This is a genomic window from Nocardiopsis sp. FR4 (genome assembly GCF_009830945.1).
Taxonomy (GTDB): Bacteria; Actinomycetota; Actinomycetes; order Streptosporangiales; family Streptosporangiaceae; genus Nocardiopsis.
In genome coordinates, this window is sequence record NZ_VWVV01000011.1 from 18,568 (window position 1) to 34,125 (window position 15,558).

Consider the following 15,558-nt stretch of genomic DNA (forward strand, 5'->3'; position numbering starts at 1 on the left):
CGCATCCGAGGGCACCACCTCACCCTCCACCGCCAAACCCGGACAACGGCTCCGCGTCCGCTACGCCAAGCGCGGACGCATGAGGTTCGCCAGCCACCGTGACATCGCCCGGGCACTGGAGCGCGCCCTGCGCAGGGCCGCCGTGCCCGTGGCCTTCTCCGCTGGCTTCTCACCTCACCCCAAGGTCTCCTACACCGGTGCGGCCCCCACCGGGGTCGCCAGCGAGGCGGAGTACCTTGAACTCACTCTGGCCGAGCCGCGCCCGCCCGAACGGGTCCGAGCCGACATCGACGCGGCCATGCCCTCGGGCATCGACATCGTCGAGGTCGTCGAAGCCCGGCAGGCCGGGCTCGCCGACCGGCTCCAGGCCTCCGAGTGGCGGGTGGAGATGGCGGGTGTCGACCCCGACGACGCCGCCAGGGCGGTGGCCGCTTATCTGGCCGCCGACAGTGTCGAGGTGGAGCGGATGACGAAGAAGGGTCGTCGCCGCTTCGACACGAGACCCGCAGTGGTCCGTATCGACGTGTGCACTGACTCCCACGGGCGCGCCCCAGAGGAACATCACACGACATATGCCATACTTCGGATGGTTGTGCGGCACACGACACCCGCCGTACGACCGGACGACGTGCTGACCGGCCTTCGCCACGTGGCCGACCTCGCGCCGCCGTCATCGCCGTTGATGACCCGGCTGGCGCAGGGGCCACTGGACGAGACGACAGGTGCGCTCGCGGACCCGCTCACCCACGACCGGCCCGAAGCTCACACGAGCCCCGGCCCCGCGGACGACAACGCGGACGAGCGGCGCGACAGCGCACCACGGCCGTCGACGCCCACGCCGGGACCGCGCGGATGAGCGGCTCCCGGACGGGGAACGTGGGCGACACCACAGGACTCTGCCCCGACGGCACCCCGGTGCCGTCGGCGCTGACACAGCGACGACAGTTCTCGTGAGCCGCGCCGCCGACCGCAAGGTCGCTGCGCGCCCGAGAACTCTGACGGGAGACCGCCCGGATGCTCGACAACGAGCCCAACAACGGTGCCGACGGCACCGCGGGTACAACTGAAACACACAACGACAGGGCGGCGGCGCCCCCCGTGGGGGGCGGCGAGGTGCGCGTGTCCACGCCCGCACCCGCCAAGGGCGTCCGCCGCGCCGCCGGACCACCCCCCGAACCGGACGACGTCTTCGCCCCTCCCTCGATGCCCGTCACCTCCCCCGCCGGTTCCGGTGAGGGCGGAACGGTCAACACCGCGGTGACCGCCACCGCTCCGCGCCGGCGCACCGTGCGCGCCGCGGGCTGTCCCGACGAGGAGACGACCGCCCCGCGCCGCGGCCGCACCCGTGCCGCCGCCGAGGGCACGAAGGCCGAGGACGCGAAGGCCGCCGGGGCGGACACCGAGGCCGCTCCCGCGGCCGACGAGGAGACGGCCGCCCCGCGCGTCCGCACGCGCGGACGCGCGCGCACCCGGTCCGGCGCGGTCAGCGAGACCGCCGACGCCTCCGCCGAGGGCGAGGAGACCGACGAGTCCGCCGGCGGGAACGCCTTCCACGCCCCGGCCATGCTCTTCCAGCCTCCGGTGGCCGCCGCGCCCTCCGTCCGGACCGCCGACACCGCCGACACCGGTGTCGAGGATGAGGAGGGGGAAGAGGACAAGGACGAGGAGGCCGGGGAGCCCGAGGCCCAGGCCACCGGCGCCGAGACCGACACCGAGGCCGACGAGGAGCGCCCCAGCCGCCGTCGCCGCCGTCGCGGCGGACGCGGACGCGGCCGTTCCCGCGCCGAGACCGAGGCCGAGGAGGCCGCCGGGTCCGAGGCCGATCGGCGCGCCGAGGCCCGGGAGGAGCCCGACACCGAGGAGAGCGGACCCTCCGCCGAGCAGGACGAGGACTCCGCCGAGGGCGGGGAGCGCGGCAGCCGTCGCCGTCGCCGCCGTCGCCGCCGTTCCGGGACCGGCGCCGAGGCCACCGGGGACGACCCGCCCAACACCGTGGTCCGCGTGCGCGAGCCGCGCCAGGACAAGCCCATCGAGGACGAGGTCCAGGCGGTGCGGGGCTCCACCCGCCTGGAGGCCAAGAAGCAGCGCCGCCGCGAGGGCCGCGAACAGGGCCGCCGCCGCGCCCCGATCGTCACAGAGTCGGAGTTCCTGGCCCGCCGCGAGTCGGTCAAGCGCGACCTGGTCATCCGCCGCACCGGCGACCGCACCCAGATCGCGGTCCTGGAGGACGACATCCTCGTCGAGCACTACGTGGACCGGTCCACGCACCGCTCCTACGTGGGCAACGTCTACCTGGGCCGGGTGCAGAACGTGCTCCCGTCCATGGAGGCCGCCTTCGTCGACATCGGCAAGGGCCGCAACGCCGTCCTGTACGCGGGCGAGGTCAACTGGGACTCCTTCGGCCTGGAGGGTCAGCCCAAGCGCATCGAGTCGGTGCTCAAGTCCGGCCAGTCGGTCCTGGTGCAGGTCACCAAGGACCCGGTCGGCCACAAGGGCGCCCGTCTGACCAGCCAGATCAGCCTGCCCGGCCGCTACCTGGTCTACGTGCCCGGCGGCTCGATGAACGGCATCAGCCGCAAGCTCCCGGACAAGGAGCGCGCCCGCCTCAAGCAGATCCTCAAGAAGGTCATGCCCTCCGGAGCGGGCGTCATCGTGCGCACGGCCGCCGAGGGCGCCAGCGAGGAGGAGCTGGAGCGCGACGTCACGCGCCTGGCCAAGCAGTGGGAGTCCATCAAGCGCAAGTCCAGGACTGCGAGCGCCCCCGCGCTGCTCAACAGCGAGCCCGACCTGACGGTGCGGGTCGTGCGCGACGTGTTCAACGAGGACTTCTCCAGCCTGGTCGTCTCCGGTGACGAGGCATGGACCACCGTGCACGAGTACGTGGACTACGTGGCGCCCAACCTCGCCGAGCGCCTCACCCACTGGAACGAGGACCGCGACGTCTTCGCCGCCTACCGGATCGACGAGCAGATCAACAAGGCGCTGGAGCGCAAGGTCTGGCTGCCCAGCGGCGGCTCCCTGGTCATCGACCGCACCGAGGCCATGACCGTGGTCGACGTCAACACCGGCAAGTTCACCGGCCAGGGCGGCAACCTGGAGGAGACGGTCACCAAGAACAACCTGGAGGCGGCCGAGGAGATCGTCCGCCAGCTCCGGTTGCGCGACATCGGCGGCATCATCGTCATCGACTTCATCGACATGGTGCTGGAGTCCAACCGCGACCTGGTGCTGCGCCGGATGCTGGAGTGCCTCTCGCGCGACCGCACCAAGCACCAGGTGGCCGAGGTGACCTCGCTGGGCCTGGTCCAGATGACCCGCAAGCGGGTCGGCCAGGGCCTGCTGGAGGCGTTCTCGCACAGCTGCGAGCACTGCAACGGCCGCGGGCTGGTGATCACCACCGACCCGGTCGAGGGCAAGGGCGGCGGCGGCAACGGCGGCGGACGCAAGAAGAAGGGCAAGGCCGACAAGGCCGCGGAGAAGGAGGCGAAGGCGGAGGCCCGGGCCGAGACGGCCGAGCAGGGCCGGACCGACTCCGCTGAGCCGGAGGCCCCCGACACGGAGGCCCCGGCCGCCGAGACCCCGGTTGCCGAGGCTCCGGCGGCCGAGCCCGAGGCCCCGGCCGAGCCCGCCAAGAAGACCCGCAAGCGGGCCTCCCGCTCCCGCAAGGCCGCCCAGGCCCAGGAGCAGGAGGAGATCACAGCCGAGTCCGCCGCGCCCGGGACCGAGGAGGCCGCGGAGGTCCCCGCGCCCGAGGCGGAGGCTCCGGAGACCGGCGAGGCTCAGGAGTCCGCCGAGGCGGCCGAGAAGGCTCCGGCCAAGAAGACCCGCACCCGGCGCACCACCCGTCGTACCGCCAAGGCGGCGGCCGACGCAGGGGAGCCGGAGGCGCCCGGCGGGGGAGCGGAGGCCGCGGCTGAGGCCGACACCGCCGCGGAGGCGCCGGCCGAGGGCGAGGACGAGGCGGCCGAGCGTCCCAAGCGCAGGCGCACCCGGCGCACCCGGGCGGCGTCCACCCCGCCGACCGCGGTGGACGCGGGCTGAGTCCGGGACGACCAGTCCCGCCGTGGTCCGGACCGGGTTCCCTCCGGTCCGGACCACGGCACGTGTGCGGGCCTGTGGCGGGCCAGTGGTAATCTGAGGGACGGTGCGTCGGCGCGCTCCACCACATCGCGCGCCCCGACACCGAAGTGCTCTCCACGCAGGGTTTGTTTCCCTCGGATCCCCGCGCCCCGCTACAGGCGATCAGTGGATCGTGGAACGAGGCTCCGCCCCGCCCACACGGGGATGGACCTCCCGGCTGGCCTGGGCACAGGCACCGCCGGACCCGGACCCCGGGCTCATGTCTCGGGGATGGTCCCGAGCATTATTCGTTGAGCGAGCAGGAAGAGAGTTACCCGGTGTACGCGATCGTGCGAGCGGGCGGCCGACAGGAGAAGGTGTCTGTCGATGACGTCCTGAACATCGACAAGGTCTCCGAGGAGACCGGCGCCACCATCACGTGGCAGCCCATCCTCGTCGTGGAGGACGGCAACGTCATCAGCGACGCGGACAAGCTGAGCGGCTACACGGTCACCGCCGAGATCCTCGGTGAGACCAAGGGCCCCAAGATCAACATCCTGAAGTACAAGAACAAGACCGGTTACAAGAAGCGCCTGGGACACCGCCAGAAGCACACCCAGGTGCGCGTCACCGGCATCGCGGCGAAGTAGGAGGCCTGGAGAGATGGCACACAAGAAGGGCGCTTCGTCCAGCCGTAACGGTCGTGACTCGAACGCCAAGCGCCTCGGCGTCAAGCGCTTCGGCGGCCAGACCGTCTCGGCCGGCGAGATCCTGATCCGTCAGCGCGGCACCAAGTTCCACCCCGGCGCCAACGTCGGCCGCGGTGGCGACGACACCCTGTTCGCGCTGGTCGCCGGTCAGGTCAAGTTCGGCAACTTCCGCGGCCGCAAGGCCGTCAACATCGTTCCCGCCGCCGCCGAGTAGGCCACGCGGGCACTGTGCACAGGCGGGCCAGGGAACACTGGCCCGCCTCTCGCGTTGTCACTGGGTGACACGTGGGGAAGTCCAGGTTCCTCCGCAGGGGAACCGGAAGAGCAACGGGGAGAAGCTATGCCTGACTTCGTCGACGAGGCGGTCTTGCACGTCAAGGCCGGGAACGGCGGGCATGGCTGCGCCTCCGTGCACCGGGAGAAGTTCAAGCCGCTGGGCGGGCCGGACGGCGGCAACGGCGGCCGTGGCGGGGACGTCGTCCTGGAGGTCGACGCCCAGACCGCGACGCTGCTGGACTACCAGCGCCGCCCGCACCGCACCGCCCGCAACGGCACCCCCGGCCAGGGGGGCCACCGCGCCGGGGCCAACGGCGAGGACCTCGTCCTGCCGGTACCCGACGGCACCGTGGTCACCCGCGCGGACGGCGAGGTCATCGCCGACCTGGTCGGCCACGGCACCCGCCTGGTCCTGGCCCGGGGCGGCAGCGGCGGCCTGGGCAACGCCGCACTGGCCTCCAAGAAGCGCAAGGCGCCCGGCTTCGCCCTCAAGGGCGAGGAGGGCGAGGGCTTCGACGTGCGCCTGGAGATGAAGACCATCGCCGACGTCGGCCTGGTGGGCTTCCCCAGCGCGGGCAAGTCCTCGCTGATCGCCGCGATGTCCGCGGCCCGGCCCAAGATCGCCGACTACCCCTTCACCACCCTGGTGCCCAACCTGGGCGTGGTGGAGGCGGGCAACGTCCAGTACGTCATCGCCGACGTGCCCGGGCTCATCCCCGGCGCGAGCGAGGGCAAGGGGCTGGGCCTGGAGTTCCTCCGCCACATCGAGCGCTGCTCCACCCTCCTGCACGTGCTGGACTGCGCCACCTACGAGCAGGGCCGCGACCCGGTCAGCGACCTGGAGGCCCTGGAGCGGGAGTTGGCCGCCTACGGCCACGCCACCGGCGTGGACCTGTCCGACCGGCCCCGCCTGGTCGCCCTGAACAAGGTCGACGTGCCCGAGGCGCGCGAACTGGCCGAACTGGTCACCCCCATGCTGGTCGAGCGCGGCTACAAGGTCATGGAGGTCTCCGCGGCCTCCCGCGAGGGCCTGCGCGAGCTGGCCTTCGCCCTGTCGGAGCAGGTGGCCGCGGCCCGCGAGGCCGCACCGCCCGCCGAGCCGACCCGCGTCGTGATCCGGCCCCAGATGATCGGCGACACCCCCTTCGAGGTGGTGCCGCTGGGCGGCAACGCCTTCCGGGTGCGCGGGGACAAGCCCGCCCGGTGGGTGCGCCAGACCGACTTCTCCAACGACGAGGCCGTGGGCTACCTCGCCGAGCGCCTCAACCGCCTGGGCATCGAGGAGGAGCTGGCCAAGGCCGGGGCCACCGAGGGCGCCGAGGTGCACATCGGCACCGAGGAGGACTCCGTGGTCTTCGACTGGGACCCCTCCACGGACGCCGAGGCCGTCCCGTCCGGCCCGCGCGGAACCGACGCCCGGCTGGGCTGAACCGCGCGGGGACCGACGGCCCGGCCAACAGGCACGCGCGCGGCGCCCGGCGCCGCGCCACTGGATGGAAAGCCCCTCACGGTGCACAGCGCAGGACTCCAACAGAGCGAATCCCCCGAGACCGCGGGCCGCGCGGCGGTGGCCGCCGCGCGCCGGGTCGTGGTCAAGGTGGGGTCGTCGTCGCTGACGACCCCCGACGGCCGGATCGACTCCGGCCGTATCCGCGACCTGGTCCGGGTGCTGGCGGACCGCCGCGCGGCCGGACAGGAGGTCATCCTGGTCTCCTCCGGCGCGGTCGCGGCGGGGATGACCCCGCTCGGCATGGCCCGCCGCCCCCGCGACCTGGCCTCCCAGCAGGCCGCCGCCAGCGTGGGACAGGGCCTGCTGCTGGCCGCCTACACGGCGGAGTTCGCCGGGCACGGCCTCACCGCGGCGCAGGTCCTGCTCACCGTCGAGGACATGATGCGCCGCGTGCAGCACCGCAACGCCCAGCGCACCCTGCGCCGCCTGCTGGACATCGGCGCCCTGCCCATCGTCAACGAGAACGACACCGTGGCCACCCACGAGCTGCGCTTCGGCGACAACGACCGCCTGGCGGCGCTGGTGGCTCACCTGATGCGCGCCGACGCCCTGGTGCTGCTGTCGGACGTGGACGCCCTCTACGACGGCCCGCCCTCCAACCCGGAGTCGTCCGTGGTCAGCCTCGTGCGCGGCCCGGGCGACCTGGACGGCATCGACATCGGCACCGCGGGCGGGCGGGGCGTGGGCACCGGCGGGATGGTCACCAAGGTGGACTCGGCGCGGATCGCCACCGAGGCGGGGGTGCACACCGTGCTGACCTCGGCCGCCAACGCCCGCGACGCCCTGGCGGGCGGCGCGGTGGGCACCCTGTTCACCCCGGCCGACGGGCGGCGCCCCTCCGCCCGCCAGCTGTGGCTGGCGCACGCGACGGCGGGACGCGGCAGCCTGGTCCTGGACCCCGGCGCGGTCACGGCGGTGGTCACGGAGAAGGCCTCGCTGCTGCCCGCGGGCGTGGTGCGGGTGACGGGCGACTTCAGCGCGGGGGACCCGGTGGACCTGCGCGACGAGCAGGGCCGTGTGATCGCGCGCGGGCTGGTCAACTACGACGCCGCCGAGGTGCCCGACCTCCTGGGGCGCTCCACCCGGTGGCTGGCCCGGGAGATGGGACCCTCCTACGAGCGGGAGCTGGTGCACCGCGACGACCTCGTCCTCCTCTGAGGACGCCACACGGCGGAGGGAGGACCGTGCGCCGGTACCGGGGGCCGTGCGCCCTGGCCCTGGTCTGCCTTCTGTGCGCCTCGTGCGCCGCGCCGGGGGGGACCGCGGGGGAGGAGTCCCCGGCGGAGTCCGCGGCGCGGCCGTCCGGGCCTCCGCCGGGGCCCTTCGACTACCAGCTGGGCGGCGCCTACCCTCCGGCCGCCGACGCGGTCACCGTGGTCCGCGACGCCACGGAGCACCCCGAGCCCGGGCTGTACTCGGTCTGCTACGTCAACGGGTTCCAGACCCAGCCCCAGGACGCGTCGTTCTGGCTGGAGGAGCACCCCGACCTGGTCCTGCGCGGGGCCGACGGCGAACCGGTGGCGGATCCGGACTGGCCGGACGAGTACCTGCTGGACACCTCCACGGCCGAACGCCGCGGCCGGATCGCCGACCTCGTGGCGGACACGGTCGGGACCTGCGCCGAGCGGGGCTTCGACGCGGTGGAGTTCGACAACCTGGACTCCTTCACCCGGGGCGCGGTGACCGCCGTGGACAACCTGGCCCTGGCCGCCGACCTGGTCGCCGCCGCCCACGCGCTGGGGTTGGCCGCGGCCCAGAAGAACACCGCCGAGCTGGCCGCGCGGGCGCGGCGGGAGGCGGGCTTCGACTTCGCCGTGGCCGAGGAGTGCGTGGCCTTCGACGAGTGCGCCGCCTACACCTCCGTCTACGGTGACGCGGTCCTGGTCGTGGAGTACCCCGACACGCTCGGCACCGGCCTGGCCCGCGTGTGCGACGATCCGGACACGCCGCCGAGTACCGTCCTGCGCGACCGCGGCCTGCTGGTTCCGGGCCGGGACGGACACCTGCGGGAGTCCTGCTGAGCGGGCCCCGCTCAGACCATCCGCCGGACCACGGACAGGGGCAGCCGCCTCATCGCGAAGCCGATCGGAGCCCACGGCCAGGCGGGGACGTAGGCCCGCGCCCTGCGGCGCTCGATCGCGGCGACCATGGCCCGCACCCCGGTCTCGGTGTCCACCATGAACCGGGTCCGCTGCTCCACGTGCTCGTTCATCTCCGAGCGGATGTAGCCCGGGTAGACGACGGACACGTCCACGCCGGGCACGCGCTCGGCGCGCAGGCCCTCGGCGAGGGAGGCCAGCCCGGCCTTGGTGGCGGCGTAGACGGTCATGGACCTGCGCATACCGCGCAGCGCGGACATCGACGAGACCATCACCAGGTGGCCGTGCCCCTGGGCGCGGAAGATCTCCATGGCCGCCTCCGACTGGGCCAGGGCGCCCACGAAGTTGGTCATCGCGGTCTGGCGGTTGGCGCCGTGGCGGCCCGTGCCGAGGGCGGCCCCCTTACCCAGCCCCGCGTTGACGATCACCCGGTCCACGGTGCCGAAGGCGGCGGCCAGTTCGCCGAACACGCGGAACACGGCCTCCCCGTCGGTCACGTCCAGTTCCCGCAGCTCCACCCGGCGTTCGGGACGGGACCCGGCGATCTCCTCCCGCAGGGCCTCCATCCGCCCGGTGCGCCGCGCGCACAGCCCCAGGTCGTAGCCGAGCGCGGCGAACTGGCGCGCCATCTCGGCCCCGAGCCCGGAACTGGCCCCGGTGATGAGAACGGTCCCCTTGCTCATGCGTGCTTCCCTCCGCCGTCGGTCGTGGGGCGCCCGGCCGGTTCGGCGGCGCGCTGCCCCCGGCGTTGACACTACGATCTTGTTGAGCAATGCTCAACAGCGTGAGCGGGGAGGGGACGCGGCGCACGCGGATGACGCAGGACGAGCGCAGGCGCCAGCTCGTCCGGATCGGGCTGCGCATGCTGGTGGAACGGCCCATCCAGGAGCTGTCCGTGGACGAGGTGGCCCGGGAGGCGGGGATCTCCCGGGGGCTGCTGTTCCACTACTTCCCCACCAAGACCGCCTTCCACGGGGCCGTCGTGGCCGCCGCCGGGCGCCGCGTCGTGCGCAACACCGCCCCGGACGAGGGACTGCCGCCCGAGGAGGCCCTGGCGCAGTTCGTGGCCCGCTACTACGAGCAGGTGGACCGGCGCCGGGCGTCGTACCTGGCCCTGGTCTTCGGGAGCGGGGCGGTGCGCCTGGGCGGCGAGAACGTGGCGGGCCTGCGCCTGACCCTGGCCGAGCGCGTGGCGACCGTCCTGGGCCTGGACGGGGAGGCGCTGCCCGTCGCGCACGGGTGGATCGCCTACGTGGAGGACCGGGCACTGCGCTGGTCGGCCGTACCGGGGCCGGAGCGGGCCACGGGGCTGGAGGCGGAGGCCGACCACTGCGTCCGGGCCCTGGAGGCCCTGCTCAGCGTGGGCCGCGGCACCCCCCGTTCGGTCTAGGATGCGGGCGTGAGCGAACCAACCATGCGCGACGACCACCCCCGGAGGGGCGAGCTCCGCCAGATCCCCACCGCCGACAACGCCACCACCCTCGTCTACGCGCCCGAGCGCGACGGCCTCGCCGACGCGGGTGAGATCGTGTGGACCTGGGTGCCCTACGAGGAGGACCCCGGCCAGGGCAAGGACCGCCCGCTCCTGGTGATCGGCCGCAGGCAGAGCCGCCTGCACGGCCTGATGCTGTCCTCCCGGCGCCCCTCCGACCGGGAGCGCCAGGACTGGCTGCCGATCGGCTCGGGCCCCTGGGACCGGGAGCGGCGTGACTCCTACCTGCGGGTGGACCGCCTCTTCGAGTTCGACGAGGAGGACATCCGCCGGGAGGCCGCGGTGATGGACGAGGACCTGTTCTGGAAGGTCGCCGCGGTCCTGCGCGCCCGTTACGGCTGGCGCTGACCCGGCTAACGCGGAATACCGCCGACGGCGGCGGACGGCTCCCGTCCGGCGAGGTGGGACCGCCCACACGTATGCGCTGCCGCGGGAATGCTTCACGCCTTTATCGTGAAGCATATGGCGGCTTCTTTCGTGAAATGCCGGAAAGGACGAGCCGTCAGGTTCCCGGAACGGCAGGAAAAACGCTGGTCCGGAGGGTGGAAACGGGCGGGTGGGGCGGACGGACCGGTTCTTCGGCGCGGCGGCGTCCGCGGGTCCCGGGCACCGCCGTGTGCCGGGGCGCGCACGGTTATACGCTGGAGGCGTTCACCCGGTTCCCGCAGTGACGCCCTCCGACGCCGCAGGGCTGGTGCGCCGGGATGGCCTCCCAACCAAGAGAGAACACCATGAGCGACATCGAGCGTGAGGTCCACGCGGTGGCCGGACGTGCCAGGGACGCGGCGGCCGACCTCGCCCCGCTCAGCCGGGCGGTCAAGGACGCCGCCCTGCTGGCGATCGCCGACGCCCTGGTCAAGCGGTCCGACGAGATCACCGCGGCCAACGCCGAGGACGTGGAGCGGGCCCGCCAGGGCGGCACCGGCCCGGCCATGATCGACCGGCTCACCCTGACCCCGCAGCGAATCGAGGCCATCGCCGAGGCCGTCCGCGAGATCGTCGAACTGCCCGACCCGGTGGGCGAGTCCGTGCGCGGAGGCGTGCTGCCCAACGGCCTGGACCTGCGCCAGATCCGGGTCCCGCTCGGTGTCATCGGCATCATCTACGAGGGCCGTCCCAACGTCACCGTGGACGCGGCGGCCCTGTGCCTCAAGAGCGGCAACGCGGCCCTGCTGCGCGGCTCCTCCTCGGCCTACTCCTCCAACACCGCCATCGTGGCCGTCCTGCGGGACGCCCTGGAGGGCACCGGAGTGCCGGTGGACGCCGTCCAGATGGTGCCCGGCCGCACCCGCGAGTCCTCCACCGCGCTCATGCGGGCGCGCGGGCTGGTGGACGTGCTCATCCCGCGCGGCGGCGGCTCGCTCATCCAGGCCGTGGTCCGCGACTCCACCGTCCCGGTCATCGAGACCGGCGAGGGCCTGTGCCACGTCTACGTGGACGCCGACGCCGACCTGGACAAGGCGGTGGCCATCGCCACCAACGCCAAGGCCCAGCGCTGCTCGGTGTGCAACTCGGCGGAGACCCTCCTGGTGCACGAGGCGGTCGCTGAGGCGTTCCTGCCGCGTGTGCTGTCGGCGCTGGCCGAGAGCGGCGTGACGGTGCACGGCGACCCGCGCGTGCTCGAGGCCGCCGCCGCCCACGACACCGGGGCCACCGTGGTCGAGGCCACCGAGGAGGACTGGGCCACCGAGTACCTGTCCATGGACCTGGCCGTGCGCGTGGTGCCCACCATCGACGAGGCGCTCGCGCACATCCGCGCCTACTCCACCCAGCACACCGAGGCGATCGTCACCGACTCGCTCAGCGCCTCCCGGTACTTCGTCGCCCGGGTCGACTCCGCCGCGGTCATGGTCAACGCCTCCACCCGGTTCACCGACGGGGGCGAGTTCGGGTTCGGTGCCGAGATCGGCATCTCCACCCAGAAACTGCACGCCAGGGGCCCCATGGGCCTGACCGAGATGACCTCCACCAAGTACGTCGTCACCGGGGACGGCCACCTCAGGTAGTCCGGGACCGGGTAGTCCGGGATCGCGGGGCCGTCCGCTCCGGCGGGCGGCCCCGCGGCGTGCGCGCGGACGGGAACCCGGGTGCGAACGCGGGCGAGAAAAGGACAGAAGTTCCGTTCGGTGTTGCCACCCGGGTGGTTTTCCCGCTGGAAACCTGGACAGAAGCGAATCTTCGCCTGTCACGTATTCCCAAAACGAAGCTCGGTCGGTACTTTCTCTGTGGTGCCATGACGCTCATCCCCACCGTTCGGAGCGTCATCCCCCACGGTCACGACGAAAGGAATTCCCCCGAATGAAGCTTCGGAGCAAGGTCGCGGCCATCGCCACGACCGCCCTGGCCATCGGCGGCGTCACGATGGCGGCGGCCCCCGCCCACGCGGACCTCGTCACGCTGTGCTCGGGCCACGGCGGTGCGATCACCCTGCCCACGGACCTCGCGGTTCCGGCCGGCAAGAGCTGCTACCTGGACGGCACGGTCATCCAGGGCGACGTCACCGTCCGCCAGGGCGCCAACCTGCACATCGTGGGCGGTGAGATCGAGGGCCAGGTGATCGTCCAGAAGGACGGCTACTTCGACGCCCAGGAGAGCACCGTCGCTGACCGCGTGGTCAACCGCGGCTCCTACGGCACCTACCTGGAGGACAGCTCCGCCGGTGCCGCGCTGCGCACCGTCCCGGTCGAGGGCGGCAACACCGACGGCTTCGCCTACGTCGTGGACTCCTCCGTCCGCAACGTCAACGCCGAGGTCGGCTCCGTCTACCTCTCCGGCTCCCGGGTGAGCGGTGCCTTCAAGGCCACCGGTGTCGAGTACGCCGACATCTACGACTCCGTGGTGCGCGGCGCCCTGACCGTCACCGACCCGGCCAGCGGCGGCATCCTCTGCGACAGCGAGGTGATCGGCTCGGCCACCTACACCGGCGGTACCGGTCCCGTCGCGGTCGGCGCGGGCGAGACCGAGGGCTTCTGCTCCTCGGTCAACTACGTCGACGGCGACCTCACCGTCACCGGCGTCAGCGGCGGCGTCTACATCGACAACAACATCGTCGGCGGCGACCTGGTCACCTCGGGCAACAACCCGACCGCCCAGATCGGCGACAACAACCGCGTCCGCGGCGGCGTCCTCACCCAGGAGGTCGCCCTGCGCAGCCTCTCCGCGGCCGTGGTCGAGGAGATCGAGGCCCACGAGGAGGAGCTCGCCGAGGAGGTCGAGGAGGCCCGCTCCGAGACCATCGACGAGGCCATGGCCGCCGGTCCCGCCTTCTAGGACCCGCGCCCGCCGTGCCGTCCCCGGCGCCGACGGCCCCCGGCCGTCGGCGCCGCCCCGAACCGGGCGGTGCCGTGCCTCCGGCGCGGGGTCCGGGGCCCCGCGCCGGGTACCGCGCGGCGCGGGCCGGTCCCGGGCCAGGGGAACCGTGCCCCAGGCGTCAGGAGGAGCCGTTGGCCGCCTGACCGGAGTCGCGCGAGGAGCCGTTGCGCCACCGGTCGGCGACGGTGTCGAAGATCTTCCCGCCCGCGCTGGCCGCGCTGCCCGCGACGTCGCGCAGGGTGCCCAGCAGCGGGTCGCCCGAGCGCTCCCACGCCTCCTTGTAGGACCTGGCCGCGCTGCGGGCCTCCTCGCCCACCCTGGCGTCGCGGTCGGAGGAGCGGCGCGGGTAGTCGCCGTTGAGGATGCGCTGGTAGGAGCCGCTCTCGATCCACCGGTGCAGTTCGGCCAGGCGCACCACCGCGAAGGGGTGGGTCTGGCCCACCAGGCTGAGCAGTTTGAGCAGGCCGTCACGGGCGTCGCCGCCGGACTCGTACTCGCGCGCCTGCTCCAGGAAGGCGTCGGGGTTCATCTCCACGAGCGTGGAGCCGCCCGCGAGCTTCATCAGCGCGCGCTTGGCCGCCTCGGGGTCCTGGCTGGCCAGGAGTCCGGCGCGGTCACAGGACAGCTCGGACTTGCGGTACCACTCCTCCAGCGCGGCGACGATGGCCTGGAGACCGATGAAGCCCAGCGGCACCCACGCCACGCGCATGGCCAGGCGGACCAGGGCCAGCAGCATGGTGCGGTAGACGGCGTGGCCGCTGAGGATGTGGCCGACCTCGTGGCCGATGACGAAGCGCTGCTCCTCGGCGCTGAGCAGCTCGAACAGGCCCGTGGTCATCACGATGAACGGGCGCTGGCTGCCGATCGCCATGGCGTTGGGCTTGGGGTTCATCTGGACGTACAGCTCGGGCACCTCGTCCAGGTCCAGGACGTAGGCGGCGTCGCGCACGTAGTCGTGCAGGTGCGGGAACTGGGTGGGGCCCACCCGCACCGCGCTGGAGAGGAACATCAGTCGCAGGGCCCGTTCGTTGAACAGGCCGGACATGCGCTTGAACACCTCGTCGAACCCGCGCAGCGAGCGCAGCGCCACCAGGGCGCCGCGGTCGGCGGGGTGTTCGTAGGCGCGGGGAGAGATCTCGGACAGCCGGACGCGGACGCGGTCTGGTGTGTTGGCCATATCGGCATGCTATGCGTCACGATCGCGCTTGGCCACGGTTCGGAGGGTCGAGATATGACTTGATTTTCACGGGCGGCCGAAGCACCGGGGAGAGCGCGGCCGGCACGCCGGGGAAGCAGGGCGCCGCGACGGCCGTTGTCCCTGGGCGAGGGGCGAACGGGGAGAAAAGGGGACGGCGGAACCCTCCGCCGTCGGCTACTCTCGGTTGGCCGATCCCGGCAACGGCAACCTCCACGGCGAAACGGAGCGCACAGTGGCGCACGAAGCTTCCGGCGCCCCCCAGAGCGCGGGCCCCTCCGCGCGGAGGGGCGGTGCCAACCCGACCAAGGTCGGCATCATGGGCGGCACCTTCGACCCCATCCACCACGGGCACCTCGTGGCGGCCAGTGAGGTCGCGCACCTCTTCGGACTCGACGAGGTCGTGTTCGTGCCCACCGGCCAGCCCTGGCAGAAGGACCCGGCCAAGGTCACCCCCTCCGAGGACCGCTACCTCATGACGGTCATCGCCACCGCCGAGAACCCCCAGTTCCGGGTGGACCGGCTGGAGATCGACCGTTCCGGCCCCACCTACACCCTCGACACCCTGCGTGAGATGAGGGCCAAGTACGGGCCCGGCGTGGAGCTGTACTTCATCACCGGGGCCGACGCGCTGGGCGCCATCCTGAGCTGGCACAACGTCGACGAACTGTTCGAGCTCGCGCATTTCGTAGGCTGTAACCGTCCCGGTCACCATCTCAGCGATCCCGGACTGCCCGAGGGCAAGGTCTCCCTGGTGGAGGTTCCCGCGCTGGCCATCTCCTCGACCGAGTGCCGGGAACGGGTCCGCAAGGGCGAACCCATCTGGTACCTGGTCCCCGACGGCATCGTCCGCTACATCAACAAGACCGGGCTCTACCGAGAGACCTGAAAGGCAGCAAGCACAA

Annotated in this window: 14 protein-coding genes; 12 read left to right on the forward strand and 2 right to left on the reverse strand. The window is 72.7% G+C overall.

Going from position 1 to position 15,558, the window contains the following annotated elements; all coding sequences use genetic code 11:
• Positions 1 to 79: 79 nt before the first annotated feature.
• From FYW95_RS12420 to FYW95_RS12450, 7 genes are all read left to right on the forward strand, one after another.
• Positions 80 to 856, forward strand: coding sequence for a TIGR03936 family radical SAM-associated protein (locus FYW95_RS12420; RefSeq protein WP_236567805.1), 777 nt, complete (start codon positions 80 to 82; stop codon positions 854 to 856).
• Positions 857 to 1,014: 158 nt separating this feature from the next.
• Positions 1,015 to 4,041, forward strand: coding sequence for a ribonuclease E/G (locus tag FYW95_RS12425; RefSeq protein ID WP_160050357.1), 3,027 nt, complete (start codon positions 1,015 to 1,017; stop codon positions 4,039 to 4,041).
• A 356-nt stretch (positions 4,042 to 4,397) separates the two neighbouring features.
• On the forward strand, positions 4,398 to 4,709 hold the full coding sequence (rplU, locus tag FYW95_RS12430; protein WP_159942818.1) for a 50S ribosomal protein L21: 312 nt from the start codon (positions 4,398 to 4,400) through the stop codon (positions 4,707 to 4,709).
• A gap of 13 nt (positions 4,710 to 4,722) precedes the next feature.
• Positions 4,723 to 4,983 (forward strand): 50S ribosomal protein L27, encoded by a 261-nt coding sequence (rpmA, locus tag FYW95_RS12435; protein WP_159942787.1) that lies wholly within the window; start codon positions 4,723 to 4,725, stop codon positions 4,981 to 4,983.
• A 126-nt stretch (positions 4,984 to 5,109) separates the two neighbouring features.
• The gene (obgE, locus tag FYW95_RS12440; RefSeq protein WP_159942786.1) at positions 5,110 to 6,474 is read left to right on the forward strand and encodes a GTPase ObgE; all 1,365 of its coding nucleotides are present in this window, start codon (positions 5,110 to 5,112) and stop codon (positions 6,472 to 6,474) included.
• A gap of 81 nt (positions 6,475 to 6,555) precedes the next feature.
• Positions 6,556 to 7,713 (forward strand): glutamate 5-kinase, encoded by a 1,158-nt coding sequence (gene proB, locus FYW95_RS12445; RefSeq protein WP_159942785.1) that lies wholly within the window; start codon positions 6,556 to 6,558, stop codon positions 7,711 to 7,713.
• A gap of 26 nt (positions 7,714 to 7,739) precedes the next feature.
• The gene (locus FYW95_RS12450) at positions 7,740 to 8,576 is read left to right on the forward strand and encodes an endo alpha-1,4 polygalactosaminidase (protein ID WP_201294836.1); all 837 of its coding nucleotides are present in this window, start codon (positions 7,740 to 7,742) and stop codon (positions 8,574 to 8,576) included.
• Between the two features lie 11 nt (positions 8,577 to 8,587).
• Here FYW95_RS12450 and FYW95_RS12455 read toward each other — a convergent pair whose 3' ends face one another.
• Positions 8,588 to 9,337, reverse strand: coding sequence for an SDR family oxidoreductase (locus FYW95_RS12455; RefSeq protein WP_159942784.1), 750 nt, complete (start codon positions 9,335 to 9,337; stop codon positions 8,588 to 8,590).
• Positions 9,338 to 9,426: 89 nt separating this feature from the next.
• Between FYW95_RS12455 and FYW95_RS12460 the strand changes: the two genes are divergently transcribed.
• The 4 genes from FYW95_RS12460 (at position 9,427) to FYW95_RS12475 (ending at position 13,416) form a co-directional block, all read left to right on the forward strand.
• A complete protein-coding gene (locus tag FYW95_RS12460) occupies positions 9,427 to 10,044 on the forward strand; it encodes a TetR/AcrR family transcriptional regulator (RefSeq protein ID WP_236567803.1) in 618 nt (205 codons plus the stop codon).
• A 9-nt stretch (positions 10,045 to 10,053) separates the two neighbouring features.
• The gene (locus FYW95_RS12465) at positions 10,054 to 10,494 is read left to right on the forward strand and encodes a type II toxin-antitoxin system PemK/MazF family toxin (RefSeq protein WP_159942783.1); all 441 of its coding nucleotides are present in this window, start codon (positions 10,054 to 10,056) and stop codon (positions 10,492 to 10,494) included.
• A 383-nt stretch (positions 10,495 to 10,877) separates the two neighbouring features.
• Positions 10,878 to 12,152 carry a glutamate-5-semialdehyde dehydrogenase gene (locus FYW95_RS12470; protein WP_159942782.1) on the forward strand — a complete coding sequence of 425 codons (1,275 nt, stop codon included), beginning with the start codon at positions 10,878 to 10,880 and terminating at the stop codon, positions 12,150 to 12,152.
• 292 nt (positions 12,153 to 12,444) lie between these two features.
• Entirely contained in the window at positions 12,445 to 13,416 is a 972-nt protein-coding gene (locus FYW95_RS12475; protein WP_159942781.1) for a hypothetical protein, read from the forward strand.
• Positions 13,417 to 13,576: 160 nt separating this feature from the next.
• Here the strand turns inward: FYW95_RS12475 and FYW95_RS12480 are convergent, their stop codons facing one another.
• Positions 13,577 to 14,635: a M48 family metallopeptidase gene (locus tag FYW95_RS12480; RefSeq protein WP_159942780.1), complete on the reverse strand. Its 1,059-nt coding sequence runs from the start codon at positions 14,633 to 14,635 to the stop codon at positions 13,577 to 13,579.
• A gap of 253 nt (positions 14,636 to 14,888) precedes the next feature.
• On the opposite strand from FYW95_RS12480, the gene nadD reads away from it, so the two are divergent.
• A complete protein-coding gene (gene nadD / locus FYW95_RS12485) occupies positions 14,889 to 15,542 on the forward strand; it encodes a nicotinate-nucleotide adenylyltransferase (RefSeq protein ID WP_159942779.1) in 654 nt (217 codons plus the stop codon).
• Positions 15,543 to 15,558 lie beyond the last annotated feature (16 nt).